The 23901-nt window shown below is 42.4% G+C and carries 16 protein-coding genes; 11 read left to right on the top strand and 5 right to left on the bottom strand.

Going from position 1 to position 23901, the window contains the following annotated elements; translation table 11 throughout:
* Positions 1-54 precede the first annotated feature (54 nt).
* Together BMW53_RS02875 and BMW53_RS02870 are read left to right on the top strand one after the other, a co-directional pair.
* Entirely contained in the window at positions 55-2145 is a 2091-nt protein-coding gene (locus BMW53_RS02875; RefSeq protein WP_139178009.1) for a M3 family metallopeptidase, read from the top strand.
* Between the two features lie 192 nt (positions 2146-2337).
* Positions 2338-2844, top strand: coding sequence for a hypothetical protein (locus tag BMW53_RS02870; protein ID WP_038557109.1), 507 nt, complete (start codon positions 2338-2340; stop codon positions 2842-2844).
* 71 nt (positions 2845-2915) lie between these two features.
* Here BMW53_RS02870 and BMW53_RS02865 read toward each other — a convergent pair whose 3' ends face one another.
* On the bottom strand, positions 2916-5294 hold the full coding sequence (locus tag BMW53_RS02865; protein WP_038557107.1) for a transglycosylase domain-containing protein: 2379 nt from the start codon (positions 5292-5294) through the stop codon (positions 2916-2918).
* 214 nt (positions 5295-5508) lie between these two features.
* On the opposite strand from BMW53_RS02865, the gene topA reads away from it, so the two are divergent.
* The 8 genes from topA to porK (BMW53_RS02825) all read left to right on the top strand — a co-directional run bounded on the left by topA (position 5509) and on the right by porK (BMW53_RS02825) (position 16447).
* Positions 5509-7842, top strand: a complete 2334-nt coding sequence (gene topA, locus BMW53_RS02860; protein WP_038557105.1) for a type I DNA topoisomerase — start codon at positions 5509-5511, stop codon at positions 7840-7842.
* Between the two features lie 51 nt (positions 7843-7893).
* Positions 7894-9045, top strand: a complete 1152-nt coding sequence (locus BMW53_RS02855; RefSeq protein WP_038557103.1) for an arginase family protein — start codon at positions 7894-7896, stop codon at positions 9043-9045.
* Between the two features lie 117 nt (positions 9046-9162).
* Positions 9163-10107 (top strand): PorP/SprF family type IX secretion system membrane protein, encoded by a 945-nt coding sequence (locus BMW53_RS02850; protein WP_074780195.1) that lies wholly within the window; start codon positions 9163-9165, stop codon positions 10105-10107.
* Positions 10108-10218: 111 nt separating this feature from the next.
* Entirely contained in the window at positions 10219-11565 is a 1347-nt protein-coding gene (gene porK / locus BMW53_RS02845) for a T9SS ring complex lipoprotein PorK/GldK (RefSeq protein ID WP_038557101.1), read from the top strand.
* Between the two features lie 29 nt (positions 11566-11594).
* Positions 11595-12503 (top strand): type IX secretion system motor protein PorL/GldL, encoded by a 909-nt coding sequence (porL, locus tag BMW53_RS02840; protein ID WP_051567692.1) that lies wholly within the window; start codon positions 11595-11597, stop codon positions 12501-12503.
* Between the two features lie 11 nt (positions 12504-12514).
* A complete protein-coding gene (gene porM / locus BMW53_RS02835; protein WP_081804792.1) occupies positions 12515-14122 on the top strand; it encodes a type IX secretion system motor protein PorM/GldM in 1608 nt (535 codons plus the stop codon).
* Positions 14123-14128: 6 nt separating this feature from the next.
* Entirely contained in the window at positions 14129-14980 is an 852-nt protein-coding gene (gene porN / locus BMW53_RS02830) for a type IX secretion system ring subunit PorN/GldN (protein WP_038557097.1), read from the top strand.
* A gap of 105 nt (positions 14981-15085) precedes the next feature.
* The gene (gene porK / locus BMW53_RS02825) at positions 15086-16447 is read left to right on the top strand and encodes a T9SS ring complex lipoprotein PorK/GldK (RefSeq protein WP_051567690.1); all 1362 of its coding nucleotides are present in this window, start codon (positions 15086-15088) and stop codon (positions 16445-16447) included.
* 34 nt (positions 16448-16481) lie between these two features.
* On the opposite strand, the gene BMW53_RS02820 is transcribed toward porK (BMW53_RS02825), so the two are convergent.
* Positions 16482-18320 (bottom strand): TonB-dependent receptor, encoded by a 1839-nt coding sequence (locus BMW53_RS02820; RefSeq protein ID WP_038557095.1) that lies wholly within the window; start codon positions 18318-18320, stop codon positions 16482-16484.
* 59 nt (positions 18321-18379) lie between these two features.
* Positions 18380-18781: a nickel-responsive transcriptional regulator NikR gene (gene nikR, locus BMW53_RS02815; protein ID WP_038557093.1), complete on the bottom strand. Its 402-nt coding sequence runs from the start codon at positions 18779-18781 to the stop codon at positions 18380-18382.
* A 116-nt stretch (positions 18782-18897) separates the two neighbouring features.
* On the opposite strand from nikR, the gene BMW53_RS02810 reads away from it, so the two are divergent.
* Positions 18898-19302 (top strand): OsmC family protein, encoded by a 405-nt coding sequence (locus BMW53_RS02810; protein WP_038557091.1) that lies wholly within the window; start codon positions 18898-18900, stop codon positions 19300-19302.
* 2 nt (positions 19303-19304) lie between these two features.
* Here the strand turns inward: BMW53_RS02810 and BMW53_RS02805 are convergent, their stop codons facing one another.
* Both BMW53_RS02805 and BMW53_RS02800 read right to left on the bottom strand, forming a co-directional pair.
* On the bottom strand, positions 19305-21233 hold the full coding sequence (locus tag BMW53_RS02805; protein WP_038557089.1) for a M1 family metallopeptidase: 1929 nt from the start codon (positions 21231-21233) through the stop codon (positions 19305-19307).
* Positions 21234-21321: 88 nt separating this feature from the next.
* A partial coding sequence (locus BMW53_RS02800) for a T9SS type A sorting domain-containing protein (protein WP_139178008.1) occupies positions 21322-23901 on the bottom strand: 2580 nt, incomplete at its 5' end.

Below are 23901 nucleotides of genomic sequence, written 5' to 3'. Positions count from 1 at the left end.
TAATCCTTTAAACTTTCTGAATACTAGTCAGAAAAATACATAATTGTGAGAAAAATGAAGAGTATCTATTTATTAGCAGTAATTTTTTTAATGAATTTAGGAATGGTAACAGCACAAACAAATCCATTACTTGGCGATTTTAATACACCGCACGATGCGGCACCTTTCGATAAGATTAAGAACGAGCATTTTATGCCGGCTTTCGAGGAAGGAATAAAACTGGGCAAGGCCGAGGTGGAGAAAATCAAGAATAATCAGGAGGCACCAACCTTCGAAAACACAATCGTTGCTTTAGACGAGGTTGGCCGCTTGCTGGCACGCACATCGGGTATCTTTTTTAACCTGCTAAGCTCGGAAACCAACGACGAATTGCAAAGTATTGCGCAAGAGGTTTCGCCTATGCTTACTGCTTTTCAGAACGATATTTCGTTAGATCCCGTGCTTTTCGAGCGCGTGAAAGCCGTGTATAATAAAAAAGACGAGCTGGATTTAAGCACCGAGCAACAAACACTTCTGGAGAACAACTACATTGGTTTTGTACGCAGCGGAGCCAATTTGTCGGATGCTGATAAAGAAAAGTTTCGCCAGTACAGCACCGAGCTGTCGAAATTAAGCCTCGATTTTAGTGAGAACGTACTAAAAGAAACTAATAAGTACGAGCTCAATATTACCGACAAAAGTAAGTTGGCCGGTATGCCCGAAGGCGCTTTGGAAGCCGCTGCCGGAAAGGCAAAAGAGAAAGATCAGGAAGGCTGGACATTCGATATTTCGATGCCAAGCTACCTGCCTGTTATGCAATATGCCGATAACCGCGAGTTGCGTAAAGAATTGTACATGGCATACGGCTCGAAATCGTTTAAAGGCGATGAGCTCGACAACCAGGAAAACGTAAAACGTATTGCTGAGTTGCGTCTGGAAATGGCAAAACTGCTAGGCTATAAGAACTATGCCGACTACGTACTGGAGCGCCGAATGGCCATGAATGCCGACGGGGTTTACGGTTTACTTAACGATTTGTATGAGGCATCGTACAAAGTGGCAAAAGAAGAAAAAGCAGAGATTGAAGCCTATGCCCATAAGAATGGTTTGGAAGGCGATTTAATGCCCTGGGACTGGAGCTACTACAGCGAAAAAGTGAAGGTGGAAAAATTCGACCTGAACGACGAAATGCTTAAACCGTACTTTGAATTAAGCAGCGTAATCGATGGTGTTTTCGGACTGGCAACCGAGCTTTTTGGCGTAACTTTTAAGGAGAACAAAGACATTCCGGTATATAACGACGAGGTAACTGCCTACGAAGTGTTCGATGCCGACGGTACTTTCCTTTCGGTATTTTACACCGATTTTCACCCGCGCCCCGGAAAACGTGGCGGTGCCTGGATGAACGATTTTAAAGGCCAGTGGATGGACAATGGCGTTGATTCGCGTCCGCACGTAACCATCGTTATGAACTTTACCCGCCCAACTTCAACCAAACCGGCGCTGTTAACTTTCAGCGAAGTGGAAACGTTTATGCACGAATTTGGCCACGCGCTGCACGGAATGCTGGCAAAATCTACCTATTCAAGCCTGTCGGGAACCAATGTTTACCGCGACTTTGTTGAGCTGCCATCGCAAATCATGGAAAACTGGGCAGTTGAAAAAGACTTCCTCGATCGTTTTGCCAAACATTACGAAACCGGCGAACCAATTCCTGCCGAACTGGTGCAGAAAATTGTTGACTCGCAAAATTACCTTGCCGGTTACCTTTCAGTTCGCCAGTTAAGCTTTGGTTATTTAGATATGGCCTGGCATACGCTTGAAAAGCCTTTTGATGGAGATGTGAAAGACTTTGAAGAAAATGCATGGAAGAAAGTGCAGATCTTCCCGGCTATCGACGGTGTTTGTATGAGCACGCAATTCGGGCACCTGTTTGCCGGTGGTTACGCAGCTGGATATTACAGTTACAAATGGGCCGAAGTACTGGATGCCGATGCATTCAGCGTGTTTAAAGAAAAAGGCCTGTTTAACAAAGATGTGGCGGCTTCGTTCCGTACAAACATTCTGGAAAAAGGTGGCACCGAGCACCCGATGACGCTTTACAAACGTTTCCGCGGCCAAGAGCCAAAGGTTGACGCACTGCTAAAACGCAGCGGATTATTGTAAAAGTACTGAAGCGTGATGGTCTCACTCGAAGTGAGGCTATCGCTACATAATATAGAAAATGGCATCTCGTAAGGAGGTGCCATTTTTTATGCATTTTATTGAACTACAAATGATGCTCAGTAACAGAAAATTATAGTTATGATAAAAAATTGAAATTTATATCTTTATGGATATCATTAACCAATACAAACGATGAAAGCCAAAAACAAACAAATGCACCGCGGCCTTACACAAACAGAACGAAAGAATTTGAGAAATCAATGTAAAATGGGATTGATTTTATCGTTGCTGGTATTTGTTTTTACAACAATTGTTGGAGTAACGATTTACGCCTTATTCTTCGACTCGAATCCCAATGGATTGAATCTAAAAATAGCAGGATTAATTGCAATAGGAACATTGAGTTCTTCAGTGCTGCTTAACTTTCTGATATGTAATAAATACTACCGCGACTTGCAATTCAATGAAAAAGTTCAGGTGGTAAAAACCCTGGTGAACAAATCAAAGTCAACTATTTATCACGCCTCTGCGCTGGGCAGCAATATGTCTAAGGCTTATAATGAAAAGTTTGAGTTCGTTGTTGATGGTATAAACTTTAACGTTGATAAAGAATTGTTTGAGCGTTGTACCGAGGGCGATCAATTGATTTTTAACTATGCGCCGAAAAGCGAATACCTGTTGAGTATTGAAAAAAAGTAACTGAAATGTAAAAAGTAAGTAAGTGAGTAGTCATACCCTCACTCAGAGTGAGAGCATGACTAAGTATCTATCTAAAAGAAGTCGTCGAATTCTTCCGGAGTCGAATTCTTTTTCTCCAGTTCATCGCAATCGAGGTTGATGTTAAAGTTGGCAGGACGTTTAAATTCCATTTCCTCTTCCTTGTAACCGATGGATTCGTCGGCCAATACTTTCTTATAAAAGTAACCCCAGATTGGCAGTGCCATATTGGCTCCCTGTCCGGATGCAATGGTTCTAAAGTGAATGCTTCGTAAATCGGCACCGGTCCATACACCGGCAGTAAGTTTTGGTGTTGTGCCAATAAACCAACCATCAGAGTGGTTCTGTGTAGTTCCTGTTTTTCCGGCAATTGGCATGCTAAAGCTTCCGTAGTCGGTGGTTACCCTGTCGCGAAACAGGTTCGAAAAGCGTAAACGAATTCCGGTTCCTTCGTCGATTACTCCCTGTAAAAGGTTCAGCATCAGGTAAGCAGTTTGTTCATCGATGGCCTCGTGGCGTTCGGGAACAAAACGTGCGATAACATTGCCGTGTCGGTCTTCAATTTTTGTTACAAAATAAGGCTTAATAAACACGCCCAGGTTCGAGAAGGTGTTAAACGCACCAACCATTTCGTAAAGTGTAACATCCGAAACACCAAGGAACATCGAGTTTACCGGGTCGATGGGGCTGTAAATGCCCATGTGTTTCATTACGTCAACCACTGCCTGCGGATTGTATTGTTTGAGTACCCATGCCGAAATGCGGTTTTTCGAGTTGGCCAGTCCCCATTTTAAGGTTACCATTTGTCCGTCCATTTCCGGATCAACATCGGCATCTTTTGGCTCGTAAATGCTACCGTCCCATTGAATAAACTGCTGACTAACGTACGGAACTTTCGTACACGGTGTAAGTCCGTTTTGCATGGCCAGTGTATATAAAAATGGTTTAACCGTAGATCCGATCTGGCGTTTTCCACCTTTTACCATGTCGTACATAAAATGCTGGTAATTGGGGCCGCCAACGTAGGCTTTTACTTTCCCCGATTCGGTATCCATGGCCATAAACGACGAGCGGAAAAACTTCAGGTAATATTTGATCGAATCCATTGGAGTCATCAAAGTATCCACTGCGCCACTCCATTTAAAAACGGTCATATCAACAGGTTTATTAAATTCCTTCTTAATTTCCTTGAAACTTTTTCCTGCCTGATTCGACAAACGGTAGCGTTCGCTTTTTCTTATTTCCCTGTCCAGTAAGTCATCTACTTCTTTCGCGCTCATGTTGTTGGCAAAGGGCGGATTGCTTAAATCCGACAAACTTTCGTCGAATAAAGGTTGCAGGTCGTAGCGTAAATGTTGTTCAACGGCTTGCACTGCATATTTTTGCATGCGCGAATCGAGTGTGGTGTATATTTTTAATCCGTCGGCATAAATATCGTAGGGTTCTCCATCGGGTTTGGTGTTTTTGTTGCACCAGCCAAACAGCGGGTTGTTTTCCCATTCGTCCAGGTCTTCAATATATTTTTGCTCTTGCCACGAGGCATAATTCTCGCGTTCCGGTTTTTTGGCGGTAAGTGTAAGGCGCAGGTATTCGCGGAAATAAGGTGCCGGGCCGAGTTTGTAATCCACTTTTTTATATTCCAAATCGAGCGGCATTTGTTTGGCCGAATCGGCAACTTCGGATGTAATGTAGCCGTATTTTTCCATCTGGCTCAGCACCACATTCCGGCGTTGCAGCACCATTTCGGGGCGGCGAACCGGGTTAAAAAGCGACGAGTTTTTGGCCATTCCCACCAACATGGCCGCCTGGTGAAGTTTTAGCGAATCGGGTTGGGTATTAAAATAAACATCGGCTGCCGAACGAATTCCAACTGCGTTGTTCAGGTAGTCGTACTTGTTCAGGTACATTAAAATAATCTCTTCCTTGGTGTAACTGCGCTCCAGTTTTACGGCAATAACCCACTCTTTAAATTTTCGCAATACCAGCTCCGTGCTGCTGGTGAATCTGTCGCGCGGAAAAAGCATTTTTGCCAGCTGCTGGCTTAAGGTACTTCCACCTCCCGAGCTGGTGTCGCCGGTAACAATTCCTTTAAATACGCGAATCAGTCCACGAAAATCAATTCCCGAATGATCGTAAAAACGAACATCTTCTGTTGCCACCAGGGCATTTATTAAATGTGGTGGTAAATTCTCGAAATTTACGTAAGTGCGGTTCTCCTGGTTAAAATATTTATCAATGGTTGGTCCGTCTTCAAAATAGATTTCCGACGCCAGGATATTTTGTGGATTTTCCAGGTCCTCAAAGCTTGGCATAAAACCCAGTTTCCCCTTGGCTATCAGAAAGAAAAGAAGAAAAACGGAAACGATTCCCAAGGCAATAATCGACCAGAAAATAATAATGTATTTTTTAAAGCTTTTTTTTGTTTCGCTCATGAATTTCGCTCATTTTAATGTGGCAACAAATATATACGATTCTGTTATGGGAACCACCTAAATAACGCCCTGAAATTGGAGAATATTTTATTTTTTAAAAAATAAAATCGTCATTTTCAATTAAATAGAAAATGAAAAAATAGCGCATTAAATTTTGAACTTAGCTCATCATTTTCTTTAATTTGCAGAATTTTTAGAACGGATTAGAACGAATATGCACAAAAACCTGGTTATAGTCGAGTCCCCTGCAAAGGCGAAAACAATTGAAGGATTTCTTGGTGATGGCTACGTGGTAACCTCAAGTATGGGGCACGTTAGAGACTTGGAAAAGAAAGACTTCGGGATTGATATTGAGAATAATTATCAGCCCAGATACAAAGTTTCTTCGGATAAGAAGAAGATAGTAACAGAACTGAAAAAGTTAGCGAAGGAGGCCGAAACGGTTTGGCTCGCTTCCGATGAGGACCGCGAGGGAGAAGCTATAGCCTGGCACCTGAAAGAGGTATTGAAGCTGAAAGATGATAAAATAAAACGAATCGTTTTTCACGAAATTACCAAGGATGCCATTACACGTGCGGTTAAAAATCCGCGCGATATTGACCAGCATTTGGTAAATGCGCAGCAGGCCCGCCGTGTGTTAGATCGTATTGTGGGGTTCGAGGTGTCGCCGGTTTTATGGAAAAAGGTAAAACCATCGTTAAGTGCCGGTCGTGTGCAGTCGGTAGCGGTTCGCCTGATTGTTGAGCGCGAACGCGAAATCCGCGATTTTAAATCGGAAACCTGGTTTCGTGTAAACGGATACTTCCTGGTGTCCGACGAAAATGGAAATACCACCGAATTAAAAGCCGAACTTTCAAAACGTTTTAAAACCCGCGATGAGGCCAACGCTTTCCTCGAAAAGTGCAAAACCGCGGAATTTAAAGTAAGCGATGTGGTGAAAAAACCGGGTAAACGATCGCCGGCACAACCATTTACTACCTCAACATTACAACAGGAGGCCAGTAGAAAGCTGGGATTCTCGGTATCACAAACCATGGCCGTTGCACAGCGTTTGTATGAAAGTGGTAAAATTACCTATATGCGTACCGACTCGGTAAATCTGTCGGGACTGGCATTAAATACTTCGAAACAAAAAATCACTGAGCTTCATGGCGAGAATTATGTGAAGATCAGGAAATTTAAAACCAAAGCAAAAGGTGCACAGGAAGCGCACGAGGCCATTCGTCCAACTTATATGGAGAACCAAACGGTGGCCGGATCTTCGCAGGAGCAGCGTTTGTACGAATTGATCTGGAAACGTACCATCGCTTCGCAAATGGCCGATGCTATTTTAGAGCGCACCAATGTTACCATCGATGTGTCGAATGCTGCGGAGAAATTTCAGGCAACCGGCGAGGTGATTGTTTTTGACGGTTTTCTGAAAGTTTATATTGAGTCAACCGACGATGAAAATGCCAACGCAAATGGACAAACGCTAATTCCGCCGGTGCATGTGAACGATCCGCTTGAGATGACGTCTGTTGTATCAACCCAGCGTTTTTCACAACGTCCGCCACGATTTACCGAAGCCTCGCTGGTAAAACGCCTGGAGGAGTTGGGAATTGGTCGTCCGTCAACTTACGCGCCAACCATTACAACGGTTCAAAACCGAAATTATGTGGTAAAAGAGGAACGCCCTGGTGTAGAACGCAGCTATACTGTTCTTACTTTGGAGAACGGAGAAATTAAAGAGGAAGAAAAGACCGAGATCACCGGTGCTGAGAAAAATAAACTGTTCCCAACCGACATTGGTATTGTGGTTAACGATTTTCTGATGGACAATTTTGATCAGATTATGGACTACAATTTTACCGCAGATGTGGAGAAGGAATTTGATGATATTGCCGACGGAAAGATGGTTTGGAATGAAATGATTGATAAGTTTTATCAGCCGTTTCATGGCAAAGTAGAACACGCCCTTGAAAATGCCGAGCGTTCGAAAGGAGAACGTATTTTGGGTATCGATCCGAAAACCGGCAAAGAGGTATCGGTTAAGATTGGCCGTTTTGGTCCTTTGGCTCAACTGGGTGAAGCATCGCAGGAAGAAGGAGCTGAAAAGCCACAGTTTTCAAGCTTACGTACCGGTCAGCATATCGAAACAATTACCCTGGAAGAAGCACTCGACCTGTTTAAATTGCCACGCGAATTAGGCGAATACGAAGGCAAAAAGGTAACTGTTGCCATCGGTCGTTTTGGACCGTATGTGCGCCACGACAATAAATTTGTTTCGCTCGGAAAAGAAGACGATCCGTATTCGGTGCAGCTCGACAGAGCCATTGAATTGATTGAAGCAAAACGTGAAAAAGACCGGAAAGCTGTTATTAAAATATTTGAAGAAGATGCAGAACTCCAGGTACTTAACGGCCGATGGGGGCCTTACATAAAGCATGGTAAGAAAAATTATAAAATACCAAAAACGACTAAGGCCGAGGAGCTAAGTTTTGAAGATTGTATGAAGATCATCGAGACGGCTCCGGAACCTAAAAGCCGGCGCGGTAGAAAAAAATAAAGAATAAAGGCAGGTGATTTAATCATTTGCCTTTATTTTTAAAGCAAAAAAATGAATCTGTTTCCCTACTTCGATGCGGTTGATTTTTCGCAGTATGTTGATGAGGTGCCTTTCGCCTGGAAATATTCGATGGGTGCCACCATTGAAAAGAACACCGTTAAATTGCAGGAAGGCCGTTTGAAAAACATTGAGCTGGCTATTGTTGGTGTTCCCTTTAACAGTGAACATGATGATTTTAAACGAACAGCGACACCCGATAAATTGCGTAAAGCATTTTACGGTTTGGCCGGCGTTGGGAAACTCAATATTATCGATCTGGGCAACCTGAAAGCGTCAACCAGCCACAAAGGGAATTACCTGGCGTTACGCGATGTGGTGGATTACCTGAGCGAACTGGATATTGTTACCATTGTATTTGGCGGAAGCCAGGATTACAGCTACGGCATTTGTCAGGCTTTCCGGTCGAATCCGTTTTTTTCGTTTAGTGCCATCGATGCCTTTTTGGATGTGAAAAAAGGTGTGGAGTCGCTAAGTTCAACAAACTACTTGTCGCAGGTTTTTAAAGCCTTGCCCGATCTGTTTCAGTTTAATTTGCTGGCCTATCAAAGTCATTTTGTGCCCGATATTTATTTCGAAAAAACCAAAGGTATTGGAGCGCATCTGCGACTGGGGAAACTTCGTGATAATATTGCCGATGCCGAGCCGGTTCTTCGAAACAGCGACTTTTTAACCTTCGATATGGCTGCTTTAAAGTGCTCGGAAGCACCGAATAGCCTCAATCTCCCGAATGGTTTATATGCCGACGAAGCTTGCCAGTTAATGAAGTACGCCGGAGCAAGTAACCGAATGAAAGTATTTGGCTTGTTCGGGTTAAATATCGGTGAGGAGCCGGAAGAATTGTCGTTGAATCTGGCAGCACAGCTGGTATGGTATTTTGTGCGGGGCTACCTGATTCGGGACAAACGAAAACCGGAGCAGGGCGATGGTTTCTCGGTTTACAGTGTTGAAATACCCGAGCTTTCTGCACCGCTTGTATTTTACAAAAACGACACTACCGGGCAATGGTGGGTACAAGTGCAGGCCCTAAACAACGAAACCAGATATTTTGCCTGTTCAGAAAAAGATTACGAAGTGGCCAGTGGCAACGAAATACCTGAGCTTTGGTTGAAATATGTTCAAAAAACCGACGAAATAGCAAAATAATAGCTCTTAATAACCGTTCTTTGCATACCTTGTTAACAGTTGATTGTTACAAACAACTGAAAATTGTTTCTTTGCTGCAGCAGAGAAAAGGCTAAATTGCCCTATGAAAAGAGAAGTATGAGAAAGGCTGTATCTTTTTTATTTGTTATAATGTCGGTTACACTAGTTACGTACGGTCAGCAAGATCCTCAGTACACCAACAATATGTTTTACAAATTAGGTGTAAACCCGGGGTATGCAGGTGCCGAAAACACAATTAGCGGCATTTTACTCAATCGTTATCAGTGGGCGGGATTCGAAGGAGCTCCGAAAACACTGGTTTTTAGTGTTGATGCAGCAATTAATGCTTTAGGTTCTGCCGGTGGAATTGGAATAAATGTAATTAGCGATGAGCAAGGATTTTACCGCAATACATGGGTGAATTTTAATTATTCATATAAAGTAACAACCGCATTGGGAACGCTGGGGCTGGGTATCTCACCCGGAATTTATAATTTCAATATCAATCCGGAGTGGGAAGTGCCGCAAGGAGATATGTTTACGCAGCCTGAATCAGATCCATCGGTACCAAATGAAGAGTCAAGCCAGATTACTTTCGATGTAGGTTTTGGTGCGTACTTGTACACCAATAAATATTACGCCGGATTTTCGGTAACGCATATCAACCAGGGAGAAGTAAAGTACGACGATGTAGCGGTTGATTTTCTCACGCGTCACTATTATTTAACTGGCGGATACAATATTAAGCTATCCGATCCGTTATTTGAGGTGCGGCCGTCGTTCTTGCTGAAATCCGACTTGGCTTCGTGGCAAATGGACTTGAATGCAAACGTGGTTTATAACGATAAATTCTGGGGAGGAATATCCTACAGAGTTCAGGACGCGGTAGCTTTACTTATGGGAATGGAACTGTTTAACGGAATGCGAATAGGATATTCGTTCGATTTGGTAACGTCTGCACTAAAAAGTAACGGCTTTGCTTCGAATGAATTTTTTGTAAGTTATTCGCTTGATTTAGAGAGAAATCGTAATCAGAAATACAAGAGTATTAGATTTTTGTAAAATATGTTTAGTGAGAATACGAATAGGAACAGAATTTAATATTTTATTATTTCATTGTTTCTACTTATTTTTAGCAACTAATCAGAGCTCGTAAAGTATAAAAGACACATTATGAAAAAACTACTTTCTATTGCAACCTTGTTCTTGATTGCACTTAGTTTTGCCGGCTGCTTTGGTGGTGGCGGGGGAGGAAACGGAGAGCTAACAGGAGTAGAAAGAAGGCAGCGATTTAAAGAAACCCAGCCCCTGGGAATGGTATATGTTCGCAGAGGAAGTTTCAATATTGGGCCTAGCGATGAGGACGCAAGTAGGGCAGGTGTTCCAACAAAAACGGTATCGCAAGAACCCTTTTGGATGGACGACACCGAAATTACCAATAACGAATACCGACAGTTTGTAGAATGGGTAAAAGAATCGATGGCACGTCAAATGCTAGGCGACCAGTATCCTGAATTCATGATTACTGAAGACAGGAGAGGGAATATTATCGATCCTCCACAAATCAACTGGGACGAGAAAATTGACTGGGAAGACCCTGATATGCAAATGGCAATGGAAGATCTTTACTTGCCTGAAAACGAGCGTTTCTTTGGTAAAAAAGAAATAGATACCCGTAAACTGGTTTACGAATACTGGTGGGTTGACCTGGATCAGGCAGCCAAAAGAAGTAACAGTTATAACTACGAAACACAACGCTACGAAGGTAATGTGTACAACGAGGAAGGCGATTTGGTTCCTATCGAGAACCGTTCTTCGTTTATGATGCAGGATCAGGTTCATGTCTATCCTGATACGCTTTGCTGGATCAGAGACTTTACCTATTCGTACAACGAGCCCTTGGCAACACGTTATTTCTGGCATCCCGGATTCGACGACTATCCTGTTGTAGGTGTAACCTGGAAACAGGTAAATGCATTCTGTAACTGGCGCACAAAAATTCAGTCGGATTACCTGTCGGAAAGAGGAGAACCAACATTAATGGCTTACCGTTTGCCAACCGAAGTGGAGTGGGAATACGCTGCCCGTGGTGGTAAAGATTTCTCGATGTACCCTTGGGGAGGTTATTATACCCGCGATGAGGATGGTGTATTTTTAGCCAACTTTAAGCCACTTCGCGGAAACTATGTGGAAGATGGCTCGATTGCAACCATAAAAGTAGGAAGTTACGATCCGAATGAATACGGATTATACGATATGGCCGGTAACGTAGCTGAATGGACAAGCACCGCATACGACGAAGCCGGTTACAATTATTTCAGTGATTTAAACCCAACTTTTACATACAATGCCCGCAAGGATGATCCCGCTGTAATGAAACGTAAAGTGATCAGAGGAGGTTCGTGGAAAGATATCTCACAATTTGTGCAGGTTTCTGCACGTAATTACGAATATCAGGATACGACTAAATCGTACGTTGGTTTCCGATGCGTTCGCTCTACATTTGGCGAAGAATTTTAGTAATTAAACAAAACTTTATACCAAACGATATGAATCTGGGAGAACTTTTTAAAACTAAGCGCTGGAAAACATTCATGGGGTATGTTTATGGATGGGGGGCAGCAGTCGTTATGGTTGGTGCCTTGTTCAAACTTGAACACTGGAAAGGCTCCAGCGAGTTACTAACCGTAGGTTTGCTTACAGAGGCATTTATTTTTTTCCTCTCAGCATTCGAGCCTCCAATCAGTATTCCTGAGTGGGATAAGGTGTATCCTGAATTAAACGAAGACTATGAGCTTGAGGAAGTAAAAGAGTTAAGAACCACCAATAAAAGTACTGGTTTGGAAACAATTTTTGGCAGCTCAGAGCTTACTCCGGAACTGATGGACCGTGTTGGAAAAGGATTAGCCGAATTAAGTAACACCGCCAAGGGAATAAGCGACATATCTTCGGCTACACTTGCTACCGATATGTACGTTAAAAACCTGGGGTCGGCTTCCGAGTCGATGAATTCTTTTGCTCAAATTAACAACAAGGCAAACGAATCAATCAATAGCTCGGTAGATACCTTACTCGATTCATACTCGGTTGCAGCCACAAAACTTTCTGAAACCGGAAAAAATCTTTCTGTCGTTTATCAAAAATCATCCGATATTATTTCGGGTGAATTGGAGAATATTGGAAGCAGTTCAAAACAATATTCGGGGAACCTGGAAAGACTAAATAAAAATTTAGATAGCCTGAACAGCAATTTCGAAAACCAACTGAAAGAAACTCAGGGGCAATTTAAAGCCAACCAAAAGTTTAACCAGGATCTGGCAGAAATGAACAGCATCCTGACCTCTTCGGTTGATGAATTGAAAAAGTATAAAGAAAATGCTGAATCACTCAATAAAAACCTGGAAGCCTTAAATACCATTTATGGCAACATGTTGGGTGCAATGAGCTATAAAAAATAAAGTCCTGGCTTATGGGTGCAAAGTATTGTCCGGAAACACCGAGGCAAAAAATGATAAATCTGATGTACATTGTACTTACCGCAATGTTGGCACTTAACGTTGCGGCTGAGGTACTTGAAGCGTTTCGTGTGGTTGACAGTAGTTTGCTGCAAACGCTCGAGGCAGTGGACATGCAGAATGCACAGATCTATTCATCGTTTGAGCAAGCTTATATCGAAAATCCAACCAAAGTTCAGGAATGGAAAGATAAAGCAGATCAACTACAGAATAAATCGGAAGAAATAATAAACTACGTTGGGGCATTAAAAGACGAAGTTGTTGCTTACTCCGGCGAAAAACCGGTAAATGAAGATAACCCGATGTATGAAGAAGGTTATTATCATACAAAACTAGATGGATCGGTTGTGGAGGTTGCTAAGAAAGATGATATGAACGGCCCGTCGGAATTACTGATTACCCAGAAAAGAGCAAACGATCTTAAAAACGCCGTTATCGAATATCGTGAGTTTCTTTCTTCATTGGTAAACGAGGATGACAATGAACTACGCGAGCTGATTAAAAGCGAGCTTAAAACTGCAGATCCGGATAAAGGTTCGAAAGGAGAAGGTAACTATAAAACATGGGAATCGGAGCACTTTGAAGATAAGCCTTTAATTGCGGTAATGACCTTGCTTTCAAAAATTCAGATTGATGTTAAAAACTCTGAAGCATCAGTAGCAAAATATTTGTATGCTGAAATTGATGAAGGCTCATTTAAATTTAACCGTTTGGGAGCCCGCGTTATTGCCAATTCGAATGTAGTACTGATGGGCGACGAATATAAAGCTGAAGTTTTTCTAGCTGCAGAAGATACTACACAACAACCTGTTATCCTTATCAATGGAAATGAGGTTGAAGTTAAAGATGGTAAGGCAACCTATATCGGGAATACCAGCCAGGCAGGAAAGTTTACCTGGAGCGGTTTAATAAAATACAAAACGCCGGGAGGTATTATTAAAAGCTATCCGTTTGAGCAGGAATACCAGGTGTCGGAGCCAACAGTAACCATGTCGGCTACCAAAATGAACGTGTTCTACAAAGGTCTGAAAAACCCGTTTGATGTGGGGGGCGGAGCTATTCCGAATGAAGATCTCGAAGTTCAAATGACCAATGGTAAGGTTTCAAAACAAGGCGAAGCGTATGTTGTTGAACCGACTGACTTAGATGAAATGGGGCGTAATACTAAAGTTAGTGTTTACGCAACAATTAACGGAAGCCGACGTTTGATTGGTACAACCGAATGGCGTGTAAAACGTGTTCCCGATCCGGTAGCACAAATTAATGGTCAGTCGGGCGGCGAAATTCGTAAAGAGGTTTTACAGATACAGGATGGTGTTTTAGCTGTACTTGAGGATTTCGATTTTGAATTTGGTTACAGAGTTACCCAGTTTACAATGGAAACAACAAGCGGAGGATACACCAACCGTTATCCGGCCAGTTCGAATCGTTTTACGACTGAACAAAAAAATGCGCTGAGAAATGTAAATGTAAATAGTATAGTTTATATCGGAGATATTAAGGCTGTTGGAGATGACGGAACAACAAGGGATCTCGACCCAATATCATTCAAAATAAAATAGGTAGTTATGAAGAAGATAGTTGTTTATATAGGAATAGTTGTTTTTGCGTTAGGCATTATGCATAAAAGTGCCGATGCCCAAATTGTAAACGGAGCCTATAAACAAAACGATATTTACGAGAAAAAACCAATGCCATTGGTTCCGGTTCGCGAAGCTGATGTTTTCTGGCAGAAGACCTTGTGGCGTGTTATCGATTTACGCGAGAAAATGAATATTCCGCTTTATTATCCGACAATACCCATTGCCGACCGTAGTAACCTGATCTCGTTACTGCTTAAGGGAATTGAAAGTGGTCAGATTACGCCGTACGATGCACAGGCCGATGATGATTTTAAAATCCCGATGAGCTTTGCACAGGTAAAAGCAAGGTTTGGTGCGGAAGCCCGTACTGAGGAGAAAATTGACTTTGATACCGGTGAACGGACACAAGTTCAGGTTCAGGGCGAAATTCGCCCAACCGAAATCAAACAATACATGCTTAAAGAACAATGGTATTTTGATAAGCAAACATCAACCTTAAACGTGCGTATTCTTGGTATCTGCCCAATTCGCGAATACATGCGCGAAGGCGATACATCAGGACAACCACAGCGGCAAAAAGTATTTTGGATTTATTATCCTGAAGCACGTCCGTTGTTGGCAACCAACGTGGTTCAAAATCCGTACAACGAAGCTCGTCAGCAATCGTTCGACGACCTGTTTATAAAACGTATGTTTAACAGTTATATCGTGCAGGAATCGAATATTTACAACAATCGCGAAATCAGTTCATACCTGGTAGGTAAAGATGCGATGTTGGAATCAAAACGAATTGAAGACGAGATTTTCAACTACGAACAAGATCTTTGGGAATATTAATGCGTTAACCAGCATAAAAAAAGCCTTATGTTGTCATAAGGCTTTTTTTTGAAACAATTTTAAAACTGATAAGGCGTTTAGAAATGTAGCATCCAATAGTAATTGATGAGAAAAGCCATAACATACTTGTTTATACTGGCGCTTTTGTTTGCCTCGTGCAGGAACGAAAGCAACAAATACCTAAAATTGGGTAAAGGAACAAGTGAAAAATGGTTTGAACCTACACCCTACGGAATGGTTTATGTGCCAAGAGGTGCCTACAACCTCGGGCCAAATGATGATCAGTTATACGCCATAACACAAAACCGGACTGTGTCATCAGAGGCCTTCTGGATTGACGATACTGAAATTACCAACGATGAGTATCGGCAGTTTGTATATTGGGTACGCGATAAAAAAGCACGCGAACTTCTTGGGCAAACTTATACCGATTTCCTGATAACTGAAGATAAATACGGTGCCCCGTTGGAAGAACCCAAAATAAACTGGGACGAACGAATTGAATGGGACGACCCGGAATATCAAATGGCCATGGAAGAATTGTATGTTCCGGAATATGAGCGTTTTGGCTATAAAAAGGAAATTGATACGCGTAAATTGGTTTACGAATATTACTGGGTTGACTATAAACAAGCCGCAAAGCGCAGCAATGCGTACAATTACGAAACGCAACGTTATGAAGGTTCTGTTGTAAACTCAGATGGCGAGGTGGTGCCGATTGAAAACCGTAGCTCATTTTTGATGCATGAATCGGTGCCTGTTTATCCCGACACCTTATGTTGGATACGGGATTTTGCTTACACCTACAATGAACCATTTACAATTAAATATTTTTCGCACGTTGGATTCGATGATTATCCGGTTGTTGGAGTAACCTGGAACCAGGCACGGGCATTTTGTAACTGGCGTAATAATTTAAGAGATTTTGCCTTCAGTCATTCAGCAGAAGCGCCGGCACATGAATACCGCCTGCCAACCGAAAGTGAATGGGAGATTGCGGCGCGGGGAGGTATGCACAATACGATGTACCCCTGGGGAAGTTATTATACCCGAAATGTAAGCGGGTGTTTTGTGGCCAATTTTAAGCCGTTGCGTGGAAACTATGTGGCCGATAGTCCCACTACCACAACAACTATGAAAGTGGGGCTATTCGATCCAAACCCGTATGGCGTTTACGACATGGCCGGTAATGTGGCCGAATGGACTTCAACAGCTTTTTTTGAAGCCGGCTACGAGGCTATCGATGATTATAATCCGGAAATTCAGTACAATGCCCGGCCCGACGATCCGGCCGTAATGAAACGAAAGGTTGTACGCGGAGGATCGTGGAAAGACATTGCTTATTTCATACAGTCGGGTACACGTAGCTTTGAGTACCAGGACACCGCAAAATCGTATATCGGCTTCCGTTGCGTTAGAACTTCTTTCCGCGACGATTTAGGTGGCGGTCGCAGTATTCAGGAATAAAATCTGACTCTACGATTTTTCTCAAATTCTCTTTTCAGAACATTAAACTCAACCCGCCAAATACGGTAATTTCAGGCATAGTATAATAACGGTTAACCGCATAATTCGTACTCAACAGGTTTTCTGCACTAACATAAAGTTTTACATTCTTCGTCAGACTGTAGCTGGCCTTGGCATTTAATAAAGAATAGCTTTCCTGGTTGGTAACCGGCGTTGGGTCGTTATCCAGTCCCGAAATGTGTTGCATATTGGCCACCAGCAGCAGTTTCTTTATGCGGTATGATGCATTGACGAAAAGGTGATGTTCGGGCGTGGCATAAACCGGATTTTTCATGTTGATATAACTGTATGTTGCATTCAATGTGAGTTGTTTTGTTGGCGATGCATCCAGCGAGAACTCGATTCCTTTATTCGAAACTTCCCCGGTATTCTGATAGCCGTTTGGCTGGCCCGTATTAACAATCAGATTGTCGCCTTTCACCAAAAAGGCCGTAAGTTCTACCTGCATTCTACGATCGAAAAAGGCCTGTATGATGCCTGTTTCGTAATTCCAGATCGATTCCGGGTTGAGGTTGGGATTTGGTCCCCACATAAACAGTTCGCGCATTGTAGGGCTTCTAAAGCCTTTTGAAATGGTTCCTTTCCATGTAGTGGAGGGCGAAAATGAATTGGAAAAACCTATGGATGGAATCCAAACTGAACCATACTCGCTGTGGTTATGGTAACGAAGACCGGCGTTGATAATTAGTTTTTCGCCAATACTTTGTTGCGAAAACAGGTAGGCACCAATTTCGGTAATGGTGGTGTCGGCAAAGGTGAGCCCCTTTCCGCCCATGGCTAAGGTATTTTCAGCTTCTCCTCCGTAATTCATCAGGTCAAGTCCGGCGGTAAGGTTGTTGCCCGTAAAAAGTTGAAAGGTTTCGTACAGGTTTAATCCGTAGTTATGGTCGTTGGAGTGGAAGCCATCAGTAATTTCATGCTCGCCAAAATTGTAGAAAAGCTTTAGTGCACCCGAGGCTTTCTCGAAGTTATTGCGTAGTGATAACGATCCGTAACCACGCAAAATATCTATTGTTTCTCCGGGTGATGCATTAAGGGTATCAGGTCCCGGATCAGAAGCATCAAAAGCAGCTACACTAAAATCGGCTGAAGCATTAAAATGGTCACTGATCTGGTAACCCAGTTTCACATATCCGTTGGTTATTTTGAAATCAGAATTAGGGCGGTGGCCATCGGTCTGATCGTGATTTGCTGAAATAAATACACTGAATTTATCCTTTTTGAAACCCACAGATCCCATGTATTTCTGTGTGTTGTACGATCCGTATGAAATGCGGGCATTGCCATTAAAACCTTCCGTATCCTGTTTTTTTGTGATAATGTTGATTACCCCTCCCATAGCATTCGATCCGTAAAGAATCGATGCAGGTCCGCGAATTACCTCCACGCGTTCAACATCTGAAGCTACATATGAATCGGGAAGTGGATGCCCCATAATTCCCATGAACTGGGGGTGACCGTCAATTAGCATTAAAACGCCGGTGGTTGGACTGCCACCAATTCCGCGAATTGAAATCTGGCCTGCCGATCCGGCTGCAACACCAAAACCGGTTACACCACGCTCGGTAACAAATAATCCCGGCACGCGGCCATTTAAAATCGGTAGTATTGCCGACTCGTCGCTTTCCTCAATTTGAGTGCGGTTAACAACCGAAACGGCCATCGGAACGTTGTTGCGGTTTACCTGAACCTGTGTTCCGGTAACCACCACTTCGTTAATTTTAATGGTGTCGTTGGTTTCATAGTGCATTTGTGCACTGGCAATTCCTTGGGTGATGAGTAGGATGAAAAAACTGAAGATAAATATTCGCATTATAATAATTAATTGTGTTACGTATTAATGTAATCGTGTTACTATTTGGTCAAAATTTTTTATTCGGCTTTGCTCATCACCAATTTTCCGTGCTGGATTCCTTTCAAGCTGATGAGCTGCTCTGAGATTTCTGTTAGTTTTCGAGAGGGACCTTTAACAGCAATAATTTCCATGTAATTTAATTCGTTTAAATAAAAGCCCTGCGACGAAAGAATAAACTCCTTGTGTTCGTATTGAATTTCTGCCGATTTCTTTAGTATATCTTTTTTCTCGTGGTTGAAAACGATGATAACGGCTCCGGCCACAATGTTATCGCATTTCCACTTTTCCTCCACTAAATTCTTCTCGATAAGGTGACGAATAGCGCGCGAACGATTGGCAAAAGCATTGTCCTCAACGTATTTGTCGAGTGCCTCAAGCAATTCTTCATCTAACGAAACGCCAAATCGGGAAACGGCCATGGTAATACTAATTTTAATATTCGTAACACGAATGTATGAAAATAGAACGAATCAACGGCAGTAAAATCAGGATTGTTCAAAATGCTTTATCTTTAAGCGAAACAAAATAACTTCATATGACTACGATAAAAACCATTTACCTGGGCGAATTACGCACCGAAAATGAGCACCTGCAATCAGGTAATAAAGTAATAACCGATGCGCCGACTGACAATCGTGGAAAAGGAGAGTATTTCTCGCCCACCGATCTGTTGGCAACGGCTTTGGGTAGTTGTATAATGACGATTATGGGAATAAAAGCCCGCGATAACGGAATTGATATTGAAGGAACACAGGTTGATGTTACCAAAATAATGGCTTCCGATCCGCGACGTGTGGCAGAAGTGGTTGTGGAATTTACTTTTCCGGCAAAGAATTATACCAACGAAGAAAAGCAGCTGGTTGAAAGTGTTGCCGGTGTTAGTCCGGTGCCGTTAAGTTTACACCCTGATTTGGTTCAAACCATCAAGTTTAACTGGTAGATTTAGTGTTTGATAAAACGGCCTTGAAAAGTTCCGCCGGCCAGTTCGGCTTTTACCAGGTAAATTCCTGGGGCAAGGTCGGAGATATTTATTTTATCCGGTTGTACGGAGAAATGTTTTACTTCCGCGCCGTTCATCTCAAAAATACGGATGCCGGTGATTTCTTTCGACGAAGGAATTCGTAAACTGATTTCAGTGGTAGCCGGATTAGGGAAAATTGCGATGGTTTGAGTTTTGAGTTCTGCCGGAACACCAACGATTTCCTGCGTTGCAGAAATCAGCCAAAGATCAGGATCGATTACCGCTTCGGCAACATGGAATCCGCTGTTTACCAAAAATTGTTGCTGATTGCTGGTGTGATTCAGTCTTACATCAAGCGAATCCGTTCGGCCGGCATTGTATAAACGCACTGGCACAGGCATTTCGAAAAAGTCAACCGATTCGTGCGTTGTGGATTGACTCAGTGTTATCAAGGTTTTTTCTTCGTCTCCCGGTTTAAAACTGGCAGTATAAATCGGGTATCCTTCACCATAAAGCCAGTCATTAAAGAACTCAGTCAGGCTGGTATTGGCTACCTGTTCAAAATGGTTTATTACATATTCCGAGCGGGCAAAACCATTGGCAACTGCCGGGTCGGTGAAATAATTTTTAAGGCCCTGAAAAAAGGCGTCATCACCAATCACCCAACGTAGCATGTGCAGCAAATAGCCGCCTTTTGCGTACGATAAACGGCTGCTAAAAATGCGGGCAACTGATGTAGTATCATTGACATAAACAGAGCCATCGGGTTCTTCTTTCACCTGGTCGGAATACACTTGTTTCCACACCGGCCACCAGTCGGTTTCGATGTTTTCGTACGACAGTCCTGTTAAGTAGGTAGCAAAACCTTCGTTCAGCCAAATATCCTGCCACGAACCCAGCGTTATATAATTGCCAAACCATTGATGGGCCAGCTCGTGGGCAATTAGTCCGTAGCCAAAATTCCCCATAAAACTCATGGTTTGATGCTCCATGCCGCCTCCCCAGCCAAATTGCGCATGGCCATATTTTTCAGCAGCAAAAGGATAATCTCCAACCAGATTTTGGTACAGTTGTATAATTTCGGCAGTTACCGGAGTTTTGCCTTTTGCATCTTCAAGATCCTCAGGATAAACGTAATTCAGAATTTCAATGGAGTCGCCATTTTCCGTTTCCAGATAATCGGAATAGCGCTCATAATCCGTAACGGCAATAGCAACCAGGTAGGTGGCAATAGCAAAACGGTGTTTCCAGTGCATGGTTCTGGTAGTGTTGTTCAATTGTTCAGAAACCAATATGCCGTTACTTGCTGTTTTATACTTTTCCGGTGTGGTTACAATCACATCAATCGAGTCGATTTTATCGGCCAGCGATTGTTTGCAGGGCCACCATTCCCTGGCGCCGTATGGTTGGGAGAGTGTCCATAAAACCGGTGTAAATTCGGTTCCGTGGCTGCTGGTTTCAAAAGAGCCTAATCCTGATTTGGGTGGAATTCCATGGTAATAAATCGAAGCAGAATCAAGCTGATTGAGCAAAAGTGGTTCTGGCAAATCAATTTCAACTTTATTATTCTGGTGGGTGAAGGGGGCGCTATGGTCTCCAACAAAAACAGAGTCGACAGTTAACGAATCGGAAAGATCAAATTCGATCGTGTTCAGCAACGCTGTTTTACTTTTAAAATGGGTGCTTACTTTCCCGGAAATGTAGCGTACTGCCGGATCGACCTGCCACACCATACGTTGATATACAAAGTCGGTGAGGTAATAGTTTTGGCTTTCAATAAAGGATGATTTCAGCCGAAAACTCCGGCTTTCTTCCAATGCAATTTTGTCTGAAATGAACAGTTTATTTTCCTGAGCAATAGCATTTAGGCCGAAAAAAAGAAAAAGAAGGATATTGGCGCATCGTATCATTGCTTAAAGGTATAAAAAACTGAATTGAATTTTGTAAGGCAGCAAAAAGGCGAATCTCCGAAGAAACCCGCCTTTAAATGGATCGGCTTTACTTTTTATCAAGAATCAATTTCCTGACGATCCGTTGTTCGTTTATTTTTAGTATTACGAGGTATGACCCGCTAATATGCCTGGATAAATCGAAAACTATCCGTTCATTGCTCTGATATCTTTTGTAAAGTATTTGACCTCCCAAAATGTCGGTTACCAGTAATTCGATTTCTCCTGTTGGCGGATTAGTAAAATCAATGTTTACAGTTCCTTTACTTGGATTAGGATACAATTTAATTTCAAACTTATTACGATCCAGTTTATCAATGCCAACTACTGACATAACACAAATTTCGAATGTATCAGTAACGGTTTCTCCGGCGGGGTCGCTTGTTTCAACAATGATATTAAAACACCCTGTATCAGCAGATGAAGGAGTAAAGATCAGGTTATAAATATCCTCGTTTTCTGATTCAGTTATCCAGTCAGGAAATGCTTCATTTTCCATGGATGAAGCGTATGCTAAACTGTTGTCGTCAATGTCACTAAAAATATTTCCATCCAGCTTGTTTATAGAAACAGTTAATGTATCTCCCGTATCCATTAACTGGTCTTCCATGGCATGAATAAGCGTTGGAGGATCGTTTACAGTATTTACAGTAATTGTAAAACTTTCAGTGGTTATATTTCCGAGCGTATCTGTTACTTCGACAACAATAATGTCAGTTCCGCTTTGATCTGGTATCAAAACAATATCAAGTATTGCTACAGTATCTAATGGAAAGTATTTTACCGAAAGTTTTTCAACTAGGTTGGTATTGGAACCAGTGGCTTCTATACTTACTTTCCTTGTTTCGCACTTATTCCCTCCCGAAATACCGCTTAAGGTAATGCTTACCGAATCATCTTCGTTTATGGTTAAATCAGGTATTTCGTTAATTGTTGGAGGAGAAATTCCAATATTCACCGAAATTGTTGTTTGGCAACTTGCCTCATTCCCTGCAGTATCACTTACCGTAACCTTAACGGTGTTCTCTCCTAAATGCTCGCAAGAAAAAACAGAAGTTGAAACCTGAATATCAAGGTCTTCATATGCACTTACATTGTCAGTCGTCTCCTGTGTAATGGCTTTTTTATCAGCTTCTGTTAAAGTATATGTGCCATCTGTCAGTAATTCAACATTAATTGCATTACAGATAACTACCGGAGGAATATTATCCTCAACCAGTAGATGAAGAGTGATAATGCTGTCGCAGCCAAAGGCAGTAAACAATGAATTGGTGTAGTCCCCGCTTTCGTATAACGGTTGATCCCCAAAAATATAGGGCAGCTCAGTTTGTTTAACGCTTTCATTTAGTTTGATATTGTAGCTTTTATGAATCCAAAGATCCAGTGCAACCACGCTGTCGCAACTACTTGCCGAAGTAAAGGTTTCGGTATAAGTGCCAGAAGAAATAAGCAATTGGCTGCCAAAGACATAAGGCAATTCGCTTTCGCAAACAGAATCCTTTAAGTTTACAGAAAATTCAGGATGCACAACCAGGTCTAAAGTAATAATACTGTCGCAGCCTTCAACCGTTTTCAGCGTTTCTTTATACTGTCCGGGCGCTGAAATTGACTGGCTTCCGAAAATATAAGGCAATTCGCTTTCGCATACAGAATCCTTTAAGTTTACAGAAAATTCAGGATGCACAACCAGGTCTAAAGTAATAATACTGTCGCAGCCTTCAACCGTTTTCAGCGTTTCTTTATACTGTCCGGGCGCTGAAATTGACTGGCTTCCGAAAATATAAGGCAATTCGCTTTCGCATACAGAATCCTTTAAGTTTACGGAGAATTCAGGATGCACAACCAGGTCTAAAGTAATAATACTGTCGCAGCCTTCAACCGTTTTCAGCGTTTCTTTATACTGTCCGGGTGCTGAAATTGACTGGCTTCCGAAAATATAAGGCAATTCGCTTTCGCATACAGAATTCTTTAAGTTTACGGAAAATTCAGGATGCACAACCAGGTCTAAAGTAATAATGCTGTCGCAGCCTTCAACCGTTTTCAGCGTTTCTTTATACTGTCCGGGCGCTGAAATTGACTGGCTTCCGAAAATATAAGGCAATTCGCTTTCGCAAACAGAATCCTTTAAGTTTACGGAAAATTCAGGATGCACAACCAGGTCTAAAGTAATAATGCTGTCGCAGCCTTCAACCGTTTTCAGCGTTTCTTTATACTGTCCGGGCGCTGAAATTGACTGGCTTCCGAAAATATAAGGCAATTCGCTTTCGCAAACAGAATCCTTTAAGTTTACGGAAAATTCAGGATGCACAACCAGGTCTAAAGTAATAATGCTGTCGCAGCCTTCAACCGTTTTCAGCGTTTCTTTATACTGTCCGGGTGCTGAAATTGACTGGCTTCCGAAAATATAAGGCAATTCGCTTTCGCATACAGAATCCTTTAAGTTTACGGAAAATTCAGGATGCACAACCAGGTCTAAAGTAATAATGCTGTCGCAGCCTTCAACCGTTTTCAGCGTTTCTTTATACTGTCCGGGTGCTGAAATTGACTGGCTTCCGAAAATATAAGGCAATTCGCTTTCGCATACAGAATCCTTTAAGTTTACGGAGAATTCAGGATGCACAACCAGGTC

The organism is Draconibacterium orientale (assembly GCF_900111425.1).
Classification (GTDB): domain Bacteria; phylum Bacteroidota; class Bacteroidia; order Bacteroidales; family Prolixibacteraceae; genus Draconibacterium; species Draconibacterium orientale.
This window is presented reverse-complemented; position numbering and strand designations above follow the sequence as displayed.